16 protein-coding genes are annotated in these 18,307 nt (G+C 50.2%); all 16 read right to left on the reverse strand.

Annotated features, from left to right (window positions below; genetic code table 11):
• Positions 1-65: 65 nt before the first annotated feature.
• On the reverse strand, positions 66-2,042 hold the full coding sequence (locus tag QZR21_RS00630) for a SpoIVB peptidase S55 domain-containing protein (RefSeq protein ID WP_296096049.1): 1,977 nt from the start codon (positions 2,040-2,042) through the stop codon (positions 66-68).
• 9 nt (positions 2,043-2,051) lie between these two features.
• Positions 2,052-2,345, reverse strand: a complete 294-nt coding sequence (locus QZR21_RS00635; RefSeq protein WP_296096046.1) for a hypothetical protein — start codon at positions 2,343-2,345, stop codon at positions 2,052-2,054.
• 387 nt (positions 2,346-2,732) lie between these two features.
• Complete coding sequence (locus tag QZR21_RS00640; RefSeq protein WP_296096043.1) at positions 2,733-3,383, reverse strand: ComF family protein; 651 nt, start codon at positions 3,381-3,383, stop codon at positions 2,733-2,735.
• Between the two features lie 117 nt (positions 3,384-3,500).
• Positions 3,501-5,636, reverse strand: a complete 2,136-nt coding sequence (locus QZR21_RS00645; RefSeq protein ID WP_296096040.1) for an ATP-dependent RecD-like DNA helicase — start codon at positions 5,634-5,636, stop codon at positions 3,501-3,503.
• On the reverse strand, positions 5,633-5,920 hold the full coding sequence (locus QZR21_RS00650) for a chorismate mutase (RefSeq protein WP_296096038.1): 288 nt from the start codon (positions 5,918-5,920) through the stop codon (positions 5,633-5,635). Before QZR21_RS00650 ends, QZR21_RS00645 begins: the two co-directional genes overlap by 4 nt.
• Before the next feature lie 89 nt (positions 5,921-6,009).
• Positions 6,010-7,734, reverse strand: a complete 1,725-nt coding sequence (locus QZR21_RS00655) for a proline--tRNA ligase (RefSeq protein WP_296973204.1) — start codon at positions 7,732-7,734, stop codon at positions 6,010-6,012.
• Entirely contained in the window at positions 7,734-8,801 is a 1,068-nt protein-coding gene (gene ispG, locus QZR21_RS00660; protein WP_296096032.1) for a flavodoxin-dependent (E)-4-hydroxy-3-methylbut-2-enyl-diphosphate synthase, read from the reverse strand. Before ispG ends, QZR21_RS00655 begins: the two co-directional genes overlap by 1 nt.
• Before the next feature lie 175 nt (positions 8,802-8,976).
• Positions 8,977-9,999 carry an RIP metalloprotease RseP gene (gene rseP / locus QZR21_RS00665; protein ID WP_296096029.1) on the reverse strand — a complete coding sequence of 341 codons (1,023 nt, stop codon included), beginning with the start codon at positions 9,997-9,999 and terminating at the stop codon, positions 8,977-8,979.
• Positions 9,996-11,156, reverse strand: a complete 1,161-nt coding sequence (locus QZR21_RS00670; protein ID WP_296096026.1) for a 1-deoxy-D-xylulose-5-phosphate reductoisomerase — start codon at positions 11,154-11,156, stop codon at positions 9,996-9,998. The genes rseP and QZR21_RS00670 overlap by 4 nt, the downstream gene beginning before the upstream one ends.
• Before the next feature lie 114 nt (positions 11,157-11,270).
• Complete coding sequence (locus QZR21_RS00675) at positions 11,271-12,080, reverse strand: phosphatidate cytidylyltransferase (RefSeq protein ID WP_296096024.1); 810 nt, start codon at positions 12,078-12,080, stop codon at positions 11,271-11,273.
• 9 nt (positions 12,081-12,089) lie between these two features.
• Positions 12,090-12,815: an isoprenyl transferase gene (locus tag QZR21_RS00680; RefSeq protein WP_296973209.1), complete on the reverse strand. Its 726-nt coding sequence runs from the start codon at positions 12,813-12,815 to the stop codon at positions 12,090-12,092.
• Positions 12,816-13,257: 442 nt separating this feature from the next.
• Positions 13,258-13,815 carry a ribosome recycling factor gene (gene frr, locus QZR21_RS00685; protein ID WP_296096017.1) on the reverse strand — a complete coding sequence of 186 codons (558 nt, stop codon included), beginning with the start codon at positions 13,813-13,815 and terminating at the stop codon, positions 13,258-13,260.
• Between the two features lie 2 nt (positions 13,816-13,817).
• A complete protein-coding gene (gene pyrH, locus QZR21_RS00690) occupies positions 13,818-14,546 on the reverse strand; it encodes a UMP kinase (protein WP_296096015.1) in 729 nt (242 codons plus the stop codon).
• A 112-nt stretch (positions 14,547-14,658) separates the two neighbouring features.
• Entirely contained in the window at positions 14,659-15,537 is an 879-nt protein-coding gene (tsf, locus tag QZR21_RS00695; protein WP_296096013.1) for a translation elongation factor Ts, read from the reverse strand.
• A gap of 87 nt (positions 15,538-15,624) precedes the next feature.
• Positions 15,625-16,398: a 30S ribosomal protein S2 gene (gene rpsB / locus QZR21_RS00700; protein WP_296096011.1), complete on the reverse strand. Its 774-nt coding sequence runs from the start codon at positions 16,396-16,398 to the stop codon at positions 15,625-15,627.
• A gap of 273 nt (positions 16,399-16,671) precedes the next feature.
• A complete protein-coding gene (locus QZR21_RS00705; RefSeq protein WP_296096008.1) occupies positions 16,672-17,781 on the reverse strand; it encodes an acyltransferase in 1,110 nt (369 codons plus the stop codon).
• Positions 17,782-18,307 lie beyond the last annotated feature (526 nt).

Raw genomic sequence — 18,307 nt, forward strand, 5'->3', positions numbered from 1 at the left:
GGTAAACAAGCGAAGCGATGTTCACCCACAACCCTTAGACCCATTCGCCGTTTGAATTCATCTCATCACAGCGGGAAATAGGAAGAACTGTACACTATGTCTGACGCCTTCTTGTCATCGGGCTTACTTCCATCCTTTTTGTCGGTGCCATCGCCTTTCTTGTCCTGGCCGCCGGAAATGGACTCTTTCCCTTCGTTCTTCATTTCTGCCATGAGCTGCTTATTGGTTTTTGCCAGTTTCTTCAGCGCCCGGTCCCTGTCTGCGGGAGCCATGACCTTGAAAGTAAATTGACCATCCCCATAAACTACATAATCCGTATCTACGCTGCTCTTAGGCGTATCTTCCTCTTTATCGCCGGCCTTTTCACTCTTGCTCTTATCTTTCAGATAATCCGGAGAATTGGAGGGCCGTTTATCCTGGATTTCCGCCTTGGTCCCACTATCCTCGTCCTTGGCAATCATGCTGACGTTGGGATCCAGGATTTCCACAACCACCTGGTTATTCTTATCTTCCTTTTCCAGCTTGTCGAAGAGATCATCGAAGTCTTTGTACGTCCGAAGGCGCTGGAGAATTTCATCGGTAAGATTGAATTTCTGCTGCTGAATCAGGTAAGGAAGAGGCACCACGCCGCCTCCCCGGACTTCAAGAATCATATCCCCATAGGGCTGGTCCTTTGGCACCGTGAAAGCAATGTCTTTGTAGAAAACCTCTCCCCGATAGGGAGCAAGCCTTGCCCGAACGTAAATCGTATCTCCCGGGCTCACGACCGTAGGAGAAGCAGCCGCATCGAGCAGCTGGGCAGTCTTCCTCTCTCCCGTCACCTTCATGTCCACTGAGATATTCCGGAGTGTATAAGGCTCGAAACGGTTCTGTTCCAGGATGCGAATGACATTGTACATCTCATCCACACTACGTTCTGCTATGTCTTTGGATGACCAGTACATGTTTGTCCTGGTAAACGGTTTCTTCTTCATATCTTCCGGGAAAAGGGTATAGGAAAAGGATACCGTTCCCTTTCCGCTGCGGTCCAGGACATTGCTCATATTGTTGTATACAGAAGTGACGGACAGCATGGGCAGCATCTGTTCATTCCGGATCATCCGAACGCTGAGGCTCCCCACATGGCCCGTATCTTCATCGGTAACGGTCGAATGGAGGCGCACCGATTCCGGTATTTTTCCGGAAAGACCACTGATGCCGGTGCTCCGATCTTCGTTCACTTCCCCGATTTCCGCTCCCACGCTTCCCAGTTTAAAGGGAATATTATGGCTGGGAACGACGGTGAAAATATAGGAATTGTGCATGAAATAGCTGCTGCTTCCTTTGTCCATAAATGGATGGCCGAAAGCCACCATATGGTCCCCATCCACGTAAGTCACTGTACCAATGGCACCCAGCTTCAGATCCCCCGTTACCAGGGTGGCAGAAACGGAGCCGCCGGCTTCCAGGGGCCGGGGCGTTTCGTCAGTACCATTGGAAGCCGCCGCATAGGGCACCATATGGAAATCTTTCATTTTATCAGCCAGAAATTCCATCCCCGCCGGTGTATAGCCGGAAGCCATGAGAGGTGTGGAAAGAGGGATTAGATCATTTCCTGCTCCCCTGTCTTCCACTCCCTGTTTACTGCTGTCAATGGTCCAGAGCCGAAGCATATCGGAAATGGGCGTCACCATGCCTATACGTCCGTTGGACTGGGGAAAACCATAGGCAATGGCTCCCAGAAGCTTGTTATTAATATAGACCGGACTGCCGCTCATTCCCTGGGCGATACCATTGGTCTCATCAATAAGAGGGCCGGACACTTTGACCAGGACCAGGTCCCCACCAGTAGCCCCCTTATGCTTCATGATCCCCAGCACATCCACATTGAAAGTATCGATTTTCGTACCATGAACCACGGTCTTCGCGTAGCCGTGCATCCCTTCCTGTACTTCAGAAACAGGAAGAAATTCCTGGGCAGCCATGACAGGAGAAAGACAGCCCGCCGCCAGACACAGGGACAGCACAAACTTTTTCAGTTTACCCTTAGAAATTGCAAACATCAAAACTCCTTATTTCGTTTCAATAACTGCTACAGCATCCTGTTTTGTAATCTTCTGGCCCTTTACAACAAGAACCTTCGTCACCACGCCGTCGGAGTCAGCACGGGCAGCGGGCACAGGACCTACCAGGGAATCCACAGTTGCCAGTACTTCTCCCTCCTTCACCGGTGTATTCACTGCCACCACCGATGTCACTGTACCGGAGAGAACAGCACTTTGGGAAACCTCCGCCGCCTCTGCCGGCATAACCACTGCAGCTGCCAGGGCTGCCGCTGCGAGCCCCGCTTTTTTCCATGTATTCATAGCAATCCCTCATTTCGAAAGCATATAAAAATCGAAAGTATTTGGTTTTATTGTACCACGAGTCAAAAATTTTTGCTTCAAGTCAGAAGAAGTAAACCAGTAACAGATTCAATTTTAAAGAAAAATATTATATATTGTAACGGTTAATCCCAATATCATTCTCCGGTATGACTCATTGCCATGGAAATTCTGTATTATTGGCAGTGGTAGATAGTCTAAATGGATGGATAATCAATTTTGATTGGGTTACTTATTTTTCAAACGAAGAATCTATTCCATTTTCTCACTCTGCATAATTAATAAATCCACTTTCATAAACAGAGGTGCAATTCTGCCTTAAGGAGGAAGTGTTAAGAAAGCGTTGATTAATTACAATGTTTAGAAATATCAGGTTGCCCCGCTGGCTATGGTGAGACCCATGACTTTTCCGGCGCCTGCCCGCATGAGTTCATGGGCACAGGATTCCATGGTGGCACCGGTGGTATAGACATCATCAACGATAAGAATTGTTTTTCCTTTGACGGAAAGACCTTTTTGGATATGGAAAAGGCCTTTGATGTTTTCGAACCGTTCTGTCCGGGACAGGAGGGACTGGGTCTCGGCACTGCGAATGCGGACGAGGCCATTTTTTACATAATCTTTGTGGTGCCTTTCCATCCATTCTTCAAACATCAGGTCCACCTGGTTATATCCCCTTTTTCCCATTTTCTGTCTTGACAGGGGCACAGGAATGACCATATCAAAAGAGCCCAGGCGCTGCCAATAGGGAAAACGGTCCAACAGCGGAGGAAATGCCCGCTTTTTTTCTTTCCGGTTGTTATATTTAAGGCCGATGATGCAGTCCCGAAGGGAGCCTTCGTAACGGCAAAGGGTGTAACAGCCTTTGAGGTGGCCCGTGTTGGATGAGTTGATGAGCCGGGGATCCCAGATGGTTTTCAGGCAGTCTTCGCACCACAGGCCGCCGGAATCCATGACTTTCCCGCAGCCCGGACAGGTGGAAGGATAGATGATGTCGATGAGGTCTTCGAAAAGTCCCATGGGAAGCTCCTTTCAATGGCTAATCAGCAGACTGCATATGGTCCTTCCGGCCGCCGGTTTTGTACATGAATGGCCGCCCATAAAAATCCGGGGTCCTATCCACAGGATACATGAGCTTTACTTCCCCGCTTCTCCTTTGAGGAGGGGCAGGAAGAGGGTATACCGATTTTTGATATCTCCCTGGGTAACGGCTCTTTCAATGGCTTCTTCTGTGGAAATAAGGATGGTCCTTTTCCTGGCCCTGGTAATACCGGTATAGAGAAGGTTCCGCCGGAGCATAATATTCTGGGTAGGCAGGAGGACAAGAATCACCGTATCGTATTCGCTGCCCTGGCTTTTATGGACAGTGGTGGCATAGGCAAGCTGGAGGCTTCCCCGTTCCTCGCCTTCAAAGGAAACTTCTTTTCCGTCAAACCGGACGAAGACTTTATTTTTTTCAACTGCCCACACAATCCCCAGGTCCCCATTGTAAATTCCCTTTTCATAGTCGTTCTTCTTCTGCATCACTTTGTCGCCCACCATAAAGCGGACAGGGCCTTCAGGGATGGACTGTCCATGGACCTGTTCCTGAATAGCATGGTTCAGGTGATCCACGCCACAGAGGCCTTTGTACATGGGTGACAGAACCTGCATGGACATTTTCGCCTTTTCACTGCCATAGTCGAAGGCTTCGCAGAGATCCATGACTCTTTGAAAAGCATCGGACTCCGATTCTGCATAGTAGATGGAGAAATCACCGGCCCCGTCAGACACACAGGGAATCCCCTCCCGGATGCGGGCAGCATTTTCTATGATGCCGCTCCCCTCTTCCTGCCGGAAAATGTGGAGAAGACGCACCACCGGTACTTCGCCCCAGTTCATAAGATCTCGAAGCGGGGAACCGGGACCCACAGGGGGCAGCTGGTCCACATCTCCCACAAGAATAAGGCGGGCTGACGGTTTCAGGGCACTCAGCAGGTGATAAAACAGGGAAATATCCATCATAGAGGCTTCATCCACAATGATAAGGTCTTCATTGAGCTGGTCGGATTCGTTCTTGTTAAAGAAAGTGCTGCCTCCATCCTGCATTTCCGCTTCCAGCGCTTTGTGAATGGTATCCGCCTCTACGCCGCTGGACAGGGAAAGCCGCTTTGCCGCCCTGCCGGTGGGAGCCATAAGGCGCACTTTGAGCTGGTACTGGAGGGCGGCGGTAATGATGGCTCGGACAATCGTGGTCTTGCCGGTGCCGGGACCGCCGGTAATAATGAGAAGCCCCGACTCCATAGCCTTTTCCACTGCTTCTTTCTGCTCGTCAGCCATGGTAATCCCATTTTCCCGTTCAAACTTCTCTACTGCCAGCTTGGGACTCCCCAGTTTCCTGGCCTTCATCAAACTTTTGACCTGAAGGGCAGATCCGGTCTCCGCTTCATAGAGGGCGGGGATGTAGAGATACCGTTCCTCCCCTGCTGTAAGGGAGGGAATAAACCCGGAGTCCACTGCTTCTTCTCCCGCTTTTTTTACAATGTCCTCCGGTACCCCCAGCACGAGGGCCGCATTGCGGTACACTGATTTTTCCGGTACGCAGGCATGCCCCTGTCCCAGGGCCAGTGACAGCATATACTCTATGCCCTCTGTAATGCGGTTTCCATCCTGGGGATCCATCCCCTTGGCCAGGGCCATGCGGTCCACCTGCCGGAAGCTAAGACCCGAAATTTCAGAAACCATGCGGTAGGGATCATGGAGAAGGACGTCCTCCGCATCTTCGCCATAAAATTTTCGGATATCCAGAGCAAAGTGGTCCGGAATTCCCAAAGACTGGAGGAAAAGAATCATTTCCTGCTGTCCGGCAATTTCCTCATAGGACGTTTTGATTTTCTCCAGGGTTTTCCTGCCGATTCCTGATACCTCCGTAAGGGCATCAATATTATGTTCAAAAATATCCAGCGTCTTTTTGCCGAAATGGTCCACAATCCTTTCTGCCATGGAGGGTCCAATGCCATCAATGAGTCCGGATCCAAGAAACTGTTTTATTTCCTCTGCTCCATCCGGTTTTACATTTTCAATGGTGTCGCACTTGAACTGCATGCCAAAACGGGGATGCCGATTCCAGCATCCCCGAAGGAGAAGACTTTGGCCGCTGTAGGGTGCACTGCCCCTGTAAGCGGCAGTGGAAATCTTCCCGGTTTCCTTATTTTCAAATAGAAATACACAGAACCTGCCATCATCGCTGGAAAATATAATTTTTCTGACGGTGCCGCGCAGTTCTTCTGTCATTTTTTCGTCCCTTCAATCAATTCCTTCTGTACTTTTTTACTGATGTCCATCAGCATCCGGTACCAGCGGATGAAATCAGGACGGAGAGTGGTCTCCTCTATGAGAGAAGACAGGGCTTCGATATTTTTCTTTTCCCGTTCGCCATCAAAAATAGGGATCTCTGCCTTCAGCTTTCTCTGGGCAACGGACCGGGACAGGGCCAGCCGCTTTTCAAAAAGGGCAGCCATATCCTTATCGATATTGCGGATCGAATCCCGCAGGACTTCCAGTTCTTTGTCTTCCATGGGGTACCTCCTGAAGAAAATGATAGGGCCTGCGGCCCGGGGCAGTATCCAACGGACAGGGCTCTGACCGCAGGCCGCCGCCCTTTTTCTTACAGATTCTTTTCGTGGAGACCCTTCAGAATTTCCATGACCTTATCATGGCATTCTTCCAGCGGCACTTCGATGACTTCGCCAGTGCGGCGGAGGCGGATTTCTACGTTTCCTGTCTGCTGCCATTTCTTGCCGATCGTAACACGGACAGGATAGCCAATGAGGTCAGCATCCTTGAATTTAATGCCTGCCCGTTCGTTCCGGTCATCCAGCACTACTTCATCGGCCTTGTCTTCCATTTCATCATAGAGTTTCTTTGCAGCCCCCATGACTTCTTCGCTCTTGTTGTTGGCAGGTACGATAACAACTTCATAGGGTGCAATGGCCACCGGCCAGATAATACCATCGTCGTCGTGATTCTGTTCAATGGATGCAGCTACGGTTCTTGTGACGCCGATACCGTAGCAGCCCATGACCATAGGATGGGATTTACCATTGCTGTCGAGATAGGTAGCTCCCAGTTTTTCACTGTACTTGGTGCCCAGCTTGAAAACCTGGCCTACTTCGATACCCTTGGTCAGGACAATTTCGCCGCCGCATTCCGGGCATACGTCGTTGGCATCGATCTGACGGATGGTATCTACCCGAACATCTCCAAAGTCTCTCTTCGGGTTTACATGGATATAATGTTTATCCTTTTCATTGGCTCCGCAGCAGGCATCCTGCATTTCCATGACCGTAGCATCGCAGATGATATCGAAATCCTTTGTCCGTTTCAGGCCGATCGGGCTGATGTAGCCGGCAGTAAGACCTACCCGTTCCAGATCTTCGTCGGAAGCCATACCTACATTAATGGCGCCATAAATATTCTGGAGCCGGACTTCATTCACTTCATGGTCGCCGCGGACCATGGCCAGAACCACCTTGTCATCCAGTTTATAGACGACCGCCTTCACGGACTGTTTAATGGGCGCATGGAGGAAATTGCAGACCATTTCAATGGTATGCTGTCCTGGTGTTTCTACGATTTCCTTTTCCTTATCATTTTTAATGCCGCAGGGAATGGTATTCGGTTCTACCGCTTCAATGTTAGCCGCAAAATCGCAGTGTTTGCAGTATACGATATCCGCTTCGCCGGAGTCCGCAAGGACTTCGAATTCATGGGAAGCATTGCCGCCGATGGCACCGGAGTCAGCGATGACGGGGCGGAAGTTCAGTCCGCAGCGGGTAAAGATGCGGGTGTAGGCATCATACATGAGCTTGTACTGTTTATCGAGGCCTTCCTGGTCAGCATCAAAGGTATAGCCATCTTTCATAATGAATTCGCGGCTTCTCATGAGGCCGAAACGGGGCCGCTTTTCATCTCTGTATTTATTCTGGATCTGGTATACGGAAACCGGAAGCTGCTTGTAGGATGTGGTATCCATGGAAATCAGGGTGGTCACCAGTTCTTCATGGGTCGGAGCAAGGCAGTAATCCCTGCCATGGCGGTCCTTCAGCTTGAACATTTCTTCTCCGTACACAGCCCAGCGGCCGGTTTTCTGCCAGATTTCCGCAGGCTGCACAATGGGCATCAGGATTTCCTGGGCACCGGTCTTATTGATTTCCTCCCGAATGATTTTTTCTACTTTCTGGATAGAGCGGAATGCCAGAGGCAGGTAAGCGTAGGTGCCATTGGCAATTTTTCTCATCATGCCTGCCTTCAGCATGTATTTATGGCTCATTACCACCGCGTCGGAAGGTAATTCTCTAAGGGTCGGGCTGTACAATCTGGATGCTAACATTATAACGTTTCTCCTTCATTCTCAAATTTTTCAATTTCTTCCATGAGTGCATCAATCAGTTCCGCTTCCGGTACGCTGCGGATCACTTTTCCCTTTCGGAAAAGAAGACCGCTGCCTTTGCCGCCGGCGATACCGAAATCCGCTTCCCGGGCTTCCCCGGGTCCGTTCACGGCGCAGCCCATGACGGCTACCCGAATCGGTTTCTTGAACTTCTGTATCTTTTCTTCCACTTCCCTGGCCATGTCAATGAGGTCTACCTGGGTCCTGCCGCAGGTGGGACAGGAAACAAGGACCGGGCCGTACTGGGCGATACCTACGGAACTCAGGATTTCTTTGGCCGCCTTCACCTCTTTCAGGGGATCGTCGGTCAAAGATACTCTTATTGTATCACCAATGCCGTCCAAAAGCAGGGATCCAATGCCGATGGCGGATTTAATGGTACCCCGATACAGGGTTCCCGCTTCTGTAACGCCCAAATGAAGAGGGTAATTGACCTTTTCATGGAGCAGGCGGTTTGCCTTCACCATCATGGGAACATCGGTTGATTTCACAGATATCACGATATCATAAAATCCCTCTTCTTCCAGGATTTTCACATGGCTCATGGCTCCTTCTACCATGCCCTCCGCCGTAGGATGGCCGCCATAGCGGTCCAGAATTTCTACGGGAAGGGAACCGGCATTAATGCCAATGCGGATGGGGATATGCTTTTCTTTTGCCTTTTCCACCACCTTCACCACATTTTCCCTTTTACCGATGTTTCCCGGATTGATGCGAAGGGCATCAATACCGGAATCCATGGCTGTCAGGGCCAGACGGTAATCAAAATGAATGTCCGCCACCAGCGGCACATCCACCAGCCGCCTGAGATCTCCCAGGGCTTCTGCTGCCCTCTTATCCGGCACCGCCACCCGAACGATGTCAGCCCCCGCCTTGTGAAGGGCATTAATCTGGGCTGCTGCGTATTCCGTGTCCACCGGGCTGAACGTGCTCATGGACTGTATGGCTACAGGGGCGCCTCCGCCGATAGCAACGCCGCCCACATTGACCTGTCTCGTTTTATCCATAGTGTCACCTGATTCAATCAATGAGTTTTATTACATGGTATTTATTATTATATGCTATTTCCGTTGGTTTGGGGAAGATAATAAGCTGCTGAACTGCTGCCATGGGTATCCGGATATTCCCATCCGGCTGAATGGAGCTGAGAGTTGTGATAAACATCGCCGGACCGGGCCCCTTTTATTTCATCAATCCGCTGATATCATTGCACATGGCAAAGACAAAGAGGCCCAAAAGGATGCTGACTCCTACGGCCTGGATGTAAAACAGCGCTTTTTCCGGCAGTTCTTTCCCCCGAATGCCCTCAATAATAGTCATCACCAGCACGCCCCCATCCAGAAGAGGAATAGGAAGAAGATTCAGAAATCCCAGATTCAGGCTGAGAAGTGCAATGAAAAGAAACAGGGGCAGAATACCCGTATCCGCCACCTGGGCGCTCATGCGGGCAACCCCTATGGGACCGGCCACATCTGCTTCATGACCGGAAACCATCTGGTAAAGCCCTGCCACCATCATCTTGAGGAGGTAGCCGCATCTTTCAAGACTCATGGTAAAAGCCTGGAAAAATCCGGCCTTATGGGTTTCCAGTTTCGGGGAAATCCCTATAATAGGCCGTCCGTCTTCACTGTTCTGGAGAAGGATGGTTACTGTCTTTTCCTGTCCCCCACGGTTAATGGTGACAGGGATAATCCGCTTATCCAGGGAACTCGTAGTTTTTCCGATATCCGTCCAGGTTCCTACCGCTTTTCCATCTACCGAAAGAATCCGGTCTCCGGGAGCAATCCCCTCTTTTTCTGCGGACGTCCCTTTCAGAACAGATCCAACCACGGGCTCATCAGGAAATGTCTGATAGCCGGAAATCATGAAAGCTCCCCAGAAAATGCCAATAGCAAGAAACACATTAAAAATAGAACCGGCGGAAATCACAAGAAGCCTGGCCCATATGGGACGATGGGAAAAGGCCCGGGGGTCATCGGATTCTGAAGCATCCATCCCCAGGATCCGGTTGAATCCCCCCAACGGGATAATGCGAAGAGAATACAGGGTCTCCCCCCTCCGGATGGATCCCAGTTTCGGTCCAAAACCTACAGAAAATTCTTCCACCTTCATGCCTGTCAGCTTGGCCGTAATGAAATGGCCTCCCTCATGGATAAGGACGATCACCGCAAACACAAAAATGGGAGCCACTATGGAAAGAATCATAAAGAAAACCTCCGAATAGCATCATCCGCCATTATCCGGGCTTTCCTGTCCCCCTCCATCACGTCTTCATAGGAATGGATAGCAGAAGCCTGCCACTTATCCAGTACCTCTTCCACCACATCGAAGATAGAAAGGAAGGACAGTCTGCCGGCTATGAAAGCACGAATGGCTTCTTCGTTGGACGCATTAAAAGCAGCTGTCTCATCGCCCCCTGCTTTGCCTGCCTCATAAGCCATCTTCAGGGAACGGAATACATGAAGATCCGGTTTCTCTATGAGGATGGACGCAATCCGGCTCCAGTCTACGAACTCATGGGATGGCGAAGGCAGGCGCTGGGGATAGGTGAGAGCAAACTGGATGGGAAGACGCATGTCCGGATTGCCGAGCTGGGCAATAATGGAGCCGTCATTGTATTCCACCATGGAATGGATCAGACTCTGGGGCTGTACGATAACTTCAATATCATCATAACCAACGCCAAAAAGCCAGTGGGCTTCAATCACTTCGAGGCCTTTATTGAACATGGTAGCAGAATCCAGGGTAACCTTCATGCCCATATTCCATGTAGGATGCTTCATGGCGTCCGCCACAGTCACCTTTGCCAGTTCTTCCCTGGATTTTCCCCGGAATGGGCCGCCGGAAGCGGTCAGAAGGATCTTATGGATTCCCTTTCTGTCCTGTCCCAGCATTGATTGGAATATGGCACTGTGTTCACTGTCCACAGGGCGGATGAGAACGTGATGTTTTCTGGCTGCTTCCAGTACAAGGCTTCCACCGGCCACAAGGGTTTCCTTATTGGCCAGGGCCAGTTCCTTTCCCGCCTCAATAGCCTTCAGCGTAGGCAGAAGCCCTGCTGTACCGACAACGGAAACGAGGACCAGATCCACATCCTCCCGCCGGGCTGCCTGGCAGAGGCCTTCTTTCCCCGTGATGACTTCTGCGGGACCGTCATAGGAGGCACGAAAAGCTTTCCCCGCCTCTTCATCACTGATCACAATGGCCTTGGGATGGAATTCTTCCGCCTGGGCCCGCAGTTTCTCTATACTGCGGTTTGCCGCTATAACCTGGGCATGAAACAGATCCGGATGGCACCGGATAACATCCAGAGTCTGGGTGCCGATGGATCCTGTACTTCCAAGAACTGCTATTTCTTTCATAAAATCTCCTTTGTTGGAAATACGACTGGCGTCACTGGAAAAGTTATCCCCTTCCGGTGGCGCTGTGCGTATAACAGATATACCCAGCCCTTCAAATGAGGTTCTGCCTCTCTGTTATCTCAAAAGCGCCAGTACTGCCGCCAGGGATGGAGCCACGAAGAGAAGACTGTCGAAACGGTCCATCATACCGCCGTGGCCGGGCAGGATATTTCCGGAATCCTTGATATCGCAGGCCCGTTTAACATAGGATTCAAAGAGGTCTCCCACCGGCGCCATGACAGCAGCAATGAGGGAAAGGAAGAAACCATGGACAAGATTGTATTTAAATACGACCGAGAGAACCATTCCCAGCACCACGCAGCCGATGGCACCGCCGATAAGGCCTTCTACGGTCTTATTGGGGCTGATATGGGGAGCCATCTTGTGCTTTCCGAAGCTCCGTCCTGCCAGATAGGCGAAGGAATCGCTGGCCCAGGTGGTGACAAGAGAAAAGAGAATCAGAAATATGCCGGGATCCACATTCACCGCAGCCAGGGGAAGCAGTTCATGGCTCCCCCGAAGCAGGGACAGGGTGCCGAAGCCCACGCCAAAATAGACGACGCCGAAAGCCGTGTAAATCAGATTCGTCATTTCTTCCTTTTTGATGGCAAGAATCAGGAAGAGCAGGAGGCAGAAGGCCAGGAGAAATGCTGCAATAAATGTCTTAATGGAGTAGAAGCCGGAAGCAAAAATCATGACCAGAAGTGCCAAGGCAGCCGGTTTCTTATAAATATGAATGGAAATATGGCCCAGCATCCGCCCATATTCCCAAAGAGCAATGAGGGACACAATGGCTACAGCTCCGGTCAGAAACCATCCTCCCAGCCACACGAGAGCCAGGACAGCGATAATTCCGATTACCGCTGTAATTACGCGAACTTTCATACATCCTCCTTAATGATCCTTTTCTGTGAGGCCGCCAAAACGGCGGTCTCTCCCGGTGAACCAGTCCACTGCTTTTTGGAGCTCCTCCACCGTAAAGTCCGGCCACAGGACCGGAGTGAGATAGAGTTCACTGTAAGAGATCTGCCAGATGAGAAAATTGGAAATCCTGGATTCCCCACCGGTACGGATGAGAAGGTCCACATCCTTCGCATCGGAAGGATAGAGATGGGACGTAATGGTATCTTCCGTAATGTCCGCCGGATCCAGCCTGCCCGCCTTCACTTCTTCCGCTATTTTTTTCATACTGTGAACCAGTTCCATACGGCCGCCGTAATTAATGGCCACATTCAGTACCATCCCATCATTGGCGGCGGTATCCCTTTCACAGGCTGCGATTTCTTTTCGGAGCCCTTCAGAAAGGACAGACACATCTCCAACAATATGGACCTGTACATTATCTGCCACCAGCTCACGGAGCTGGCTGATAAGATAATTTTTAAAAAGTTTCATGAGGAAACGGACTTCCAGGGACGGGCGTTTCCAGTTTTCGGTAGAAAAGGCATAGAGTGTGAGAACTTTGATTCCCATATGTCCGGCAGCCCGGACAATGGTTTTCACATTGGCCGCCCCTTCCTGGTGTCCGAAGGTTCTTTTCCGTCCCCGCTGCCGGGCCCACCGGCCATTGCCATCGAGGATGATAGCTACATGTTCGGGAAAAGATTTTTTATCTGACATGAATGACTCCTTAAGGAATAGATTTGAGATTTGAATTAAGATTACAGTCCCCTCACCGGACTGAGGCCAGGGATAGGCGTCCCACGAAATGCAGATTTCTCAGATTTACATACCCCTATAACCATAAGAAGAATAGCAGGCGCCAGGGATGACAGCACACAATCCTTAGGATCCAATTCACAGGCCTGAAGCCACGGCATCGCAAATTCCACTTTTCCGGGGCAGATCCATCCCGCGGCTTTGGTGCTCCGCTCTCCAGGGAGCTCCATACCCGGGACAGAATAACTCCGGCATACATATACCATGACTCCCCGCCGGAGATCACAGCCCTGTCACAGGACCATGGCCTCTTTCCTGTTATCCAATGGCGAGTGAAAACGCGCCAATCGGAATCATGGAACCAATCGGCGCGTTTTCGCGAGGGCCTCTCGGCCTTCAGTTGTTATACAGACATGATTTCCTTAATCTTCTTGTCTGTTACTGCTTCCACTTCTTTAATTTTCTTATCCGTCAGCTTCTGTATTTTGTCTTCCGTATCCTTGATGATATCCTTGGACACGTCGCTGTTCTTTTCTTCCTTCTTCAGGAATACATTGCCATCGCGGCGGATATTGCGGACAGCCACCTTTGCTTCTTCGGACTTTTTATTCACAATCTTAACCAGGTCTTTACGCCGTTCTTCGGTGAGCTGGGGAATGGCCATACGGATAAGATTGCCATCGTTCATAGGTACCAGGCCCAGATCAGACTGGAGAATCGCTTTTTCGATATCCTTCAGCAGTGATTTATCCCAGGGCTGGACGACGAGCATCCTTGCTTCCGGTACGGTAACCGATGCTACCTGGGTCACCGGGGTACGGGTGCCGTAATATTCTACAAATACCCGGTCCAGGAGACTGGCATTGGCCTGGCCCGTGCGGATGGAGGTAAATTCATTTCTCAGGGCGTTAATGGACTTGTCCATTTTTTCGGACAGTGTTTTCAGTTCATCTTCGTACATGATTATTTCCTTTCAATTAAAGTGCCCAGGGTTTCACCCTTGCAGGCTTTCACAATATTGCCGGGAACGTCGATATTGAAAACGACAATAGGAATATTATTATTCATGCAGAGCGTAATGGCCGTATTATCCATGACAGCCAGCTGTTTCTGCAGCACATCGTTGTAGGTCAGATGGGTAAACATTTTCGCTTCCGGATGGAATTTAGGATCCGCATCGTAGACACCATCGGTCTGTTTCTTTGCCATGAGCATCACATCCGCTTCGATTTCCGCGCTGCGGAGAGCGGCGGTGGTGTCGGTGGTGAAGTAAGGATTCCCTGTGCCGGCGCCGAAAATCACAACCCGACCCTTTTCCAGATGACGGATAGCACGGCGGCGGATATAGGGTTCCGCAATCTGACGCATTTCGATAGCCGTCTGTACACGGGTGGAAACGCCCAGTTTCTCCAGTGCATCCTGGAGAGCCACGGAATTGATAACCGTAGCGAGCATGCCCATGTAATCGGCAGAAGCACGGTCCATGCCTCCCTGGCTGCCCTTCAGGCCCCGCCAGATGTTGCCGCCGCCAACGACTACAGCAATTTCCACGCCGGACTCGCAGGCTTCCTTGATTTCCCGGGCAAGACGGTATACCACTTCCGGATCAATACCGAAGCCCTTATCATTGGCCAGCGCTTCACCGGATAATTTTAACATGACTCTTTTATAATGTTTTGTTTCAGCTGCCATTGTACACCCCCACAAAGAAAAATGACCTGATCATAATCCACATCTATTATATAGTAATTATCTCCCATTTACAAAATAAGAGAACACTAAAAAGTGTCCTCTTATATGTAAATTACTGATTCAGCTGTTTAGCAACTTCTGCGGCCAGGTCATCCTGTTTCTTTTCGATGCCTTCACCGAGCTGGTAGCGGGTGAACCGGAGAACTTCCGCATTCTTGGACTTCAGGAGTTTGGAAATGGTGAGATCTCCATCCTTAATGAATTCCTGATCTACAAGGCATACTTCCTTGTAGAACTTATTAATGCGGCCGATAACCATCTTTTCAATGATTTTTTCCGGCTTGCCTTCATTTCTTGCTTCCACAGCAAGAACTTCTTTTTCATGGTCGATTTCAGCCTGGGGAACCTGGGTGCGGTCCAGGTAAGAAGGATTAGCTGCAGCTACCTGCATGGCGATGTCCTTGCCCAGTTCATCATCTGCGCCTTTCATTTCAACGAGAACGCCGATTTTGCCGCCGCCATGGATATAGCTGTAAACCTTGCCTTCTGCACTTTCGTAACGAACGAAGCGGCGGACGGAAATATTTTCACCAATCTTGGCAACTGCTTCGGTAACCGTATCTTTTACGGATTTGCCGTTCATGTCGGAAGCAAGCAGAGCTTCCACATCAGCCGGGTTGGTTGCAAGAATCTGGTTGGCAATGGAAGAAGCCAGTGCCTTGAAATCGTCATTGCTGCCAACGAAGTCGGTTTCGCAGTTAACTTCTACGAGAGCGCCGGTCTTGCCATCAGCGGAAATGGCGGAAACGACAGCACCTTCAGCAGCTACGCGGCTTGCCTTCTTTGCAGCCTGGGACAGTCCCTTTTCACGGAGAATGTCCACAGCCTTTTCCATATCGCCGTCAGCTTCAACGAGGGCTTTTTTGCAGTCCATCATGCCGGCGCCGGTCTTGGTACGCAGATCTTTTACCATGCTAGCTGTAATTTTCATCTTATGACCTCCATCATAAAACAGGGTGTTTGTCCAAAAAACATAAGGGCTTCCCCACCGGAAAATCCGGCGGGAACCCTTGCATGATTATTCCTTTGCTTCTTCCTGAGCTTCTTCAGCCGGAGCTTCTTCGCCTTCAGCAGCAGCTTCTTCAGCAGCAGCAGCTTCAGCTTCCTGCTGGCCCTGACGGCCTTCGAGGACAGCATCAGCCATCTTGCTGGTGAGCAGTCTTACAGCGCGGATAGCGTCATCGTTTGCAGGAATCGGGAAATCAATAACATCCGGATCGCAGTTGGTATCAACGGTAGCAACAACGGGGATGTGGAGCTTGTGAGCTTCGGAAACAGCGATTTCTTCTTTCTTGGAATCGATAATGAACAGTGCGCCCGGCAGTTTCTTCATATCTTTGATGCCGCCCAGGTTCTTTTCCAGCTTTTCCAGTTCTCTCTTCATAAGGATAACTTCCTTCTTCGGATACTGGTCGGTGGTGCCTTCTTCAAACATCTTTTCCAGTTCCTTCAGACGATTGATACGGGTCTGGATGGTACGGAAGTTGGTGAGCATGCCGCCGAGCCAACGTTCATTGACATAGAACTGGTTGCAGCGGGTAGCTTCTTCCTTCACGGAATTCTGGGCCTGTTTCTTGGTGCCTACGAAGAGAATCGGTTCGCCTTTGGCAGCTACGTCACGGATGAATGCATAAGCTTCATCAACCTTCTTTACAGTCTTCTGCAGGTCGATGATGTAGATGCCATTCCGTTCGGTGAAAATGAAGCGAGCCATTTTCGGGTTCCAGCGACGGGTCTGGTGACCAAAATGAACGCCTGCTTCTAACAACTGTTTCATGGATACTACTGACATAATAAAAACCTCCTGTTAATAACCTCTGCCTGTTTCGTCTCCTGCATACACCCCTTAGGGCACAGATACAGAATCCGCAGACATGTGTACTCAATCTTTTTCATTGTATCAAAAAGAAAGCCCCCATGCAAGGGGGGAAGATAGGAAATTTCTCCATTCGAAAGGAAAAGGAACATGACCATTTATATGGGCAGGACGAGACCGAGGTCGAGGGTATCAGGGAAATGCCCGGAAAATGACTGAAAAAAGGCTATGGCCTGTGGCCCTTCCCAATTATATGAGCCTGTCAAAGTACGGTATCCTTTTCAAGAGCCAGGTAATGACGATGCCGAGGCAGTAAGCGATAGAGATCCAGATAACCGCATCGATGAAAGGAATCCGATAGAGATACTTCAGGAGTACATGGGTATAAATAATATGGGTCAGATTCCTGGTGATTTCTTCAAAGAGCATGACACCGAAGGACATGCTGCCCAGGAATATGAGCGCTTTCCTTACGCCTTCCGAAACTTTGTGGCGTGAGAACCACCAGCGGCAGGTGCAGAAGACGAAGGATGTATTGAGGAACAGGAAGCAGTCATAAAACCGTTCCGAAATAGCCTCGGTCAAGCCCCCGGCCACCACGCCGTGGTACCAGGTCATACCGCCGGCAACAGCCGTGCCAAGGAGTGCAAGGAGCCCCAGCTTTATCAGGTTCTTTTTTGTGATCCAGCTCATGGGCAGCACATTTTCGATCCAGTACCCCATGAGAAAATAAAAAGTAGGCTCACTCACGGCCAGGAGTGGATTCAGGAAATAATTCATTTCTGCGCTCCCCTTGAAAATGAGGAAGGAGATAACCGGTATACATCCTACAAAGAATAGATTCAGACCTATCAGGTAAAGATACAGTTCCTCCCCCATGGCCTTCACCAGTTTACGCCAGATAGGCAGCATAAGAAGGAAGGAAATGTATATATATAGGAAATAATATGCCGTAGCCAGGTCCGACGTATACAGCATGATGAAAAATTTGGCGATGTGGCCCGGCAGGGACAGAGGCAGGTTGTGGTAAAACCATACATAGTTAATAAGAGAAAAAATAAAGATAACCTGCAGGAACCGCCAGATCCGTTTCTTCCATATCCGGGAAATCGGCTCTTCCCTCCCCAGAAGGAGCGCACCGGAAATCATAAAGAAAATGGGCACTGCCGTCTTCACCCAGAACGGTACCGCCAGATAGAGCGGATAAAACAGGGACGCCGGCCGGGCAATGTACAGGGAGAAGCCGGCGGTGGATGTATGGGTAAACATGACAAGCCATATGCACAGGGCCCGGAGAAACTCAATATGAAGTTTCTTCGCCTTCGGCCGTTTCTCTTCCGCCTTTTCCGTGGATTCCATCGTAAAACCTTCTTTCAGAAAATATACAGGTTTATCATACCACAGGAAGGAGGAGAGAAAAAGGGCCTGCAGCCCAGGGCTGTGTCCTCCAGACAAGGCTCTGCCTGCGGCATGGCTGCGGCATGACAGCCGTGGCTAAGGCTGCGTCTGGGTTCAAGGATGGAAATATGGACCGCGAACAGCCCAAACAGGATGAATGGGCCTAAAGGTTATGACTGTCTATTGATATGCTCGTAAAAGCGGATTGGGGCGCTGTGCCTGAAAGCAAGGAAACCTTATATAACCCCGTCGAAGATGGCGGAGATACCTTATGTCCCCGGTGAACGAGCGAAGGTCCACCCACAACCTTTCGCCCCATCCATCCCAGGGAAGCGCTGATTAATTAGCAGAGTCCGATTATACATGTATTTTCATGCAATACCGCGTCATAATCGGGCCAAGGATAAAAGGAAGGCGCTTCAATGTGCAGAGGCGCCAACTTACCTTGGCTCAGCAGTCCTATGCAGGACTGCTGCTTTAAATAGCT

Source organism: uncultured Dialister sp. (genome assembly GCF_900541605.1).
In the GTDB taxonomy this organism is placed as follows: domain Bacteria; phylum Bacillota; class Negativicutes; order Veillonellales; family Dialisteraceae; genus Dialister.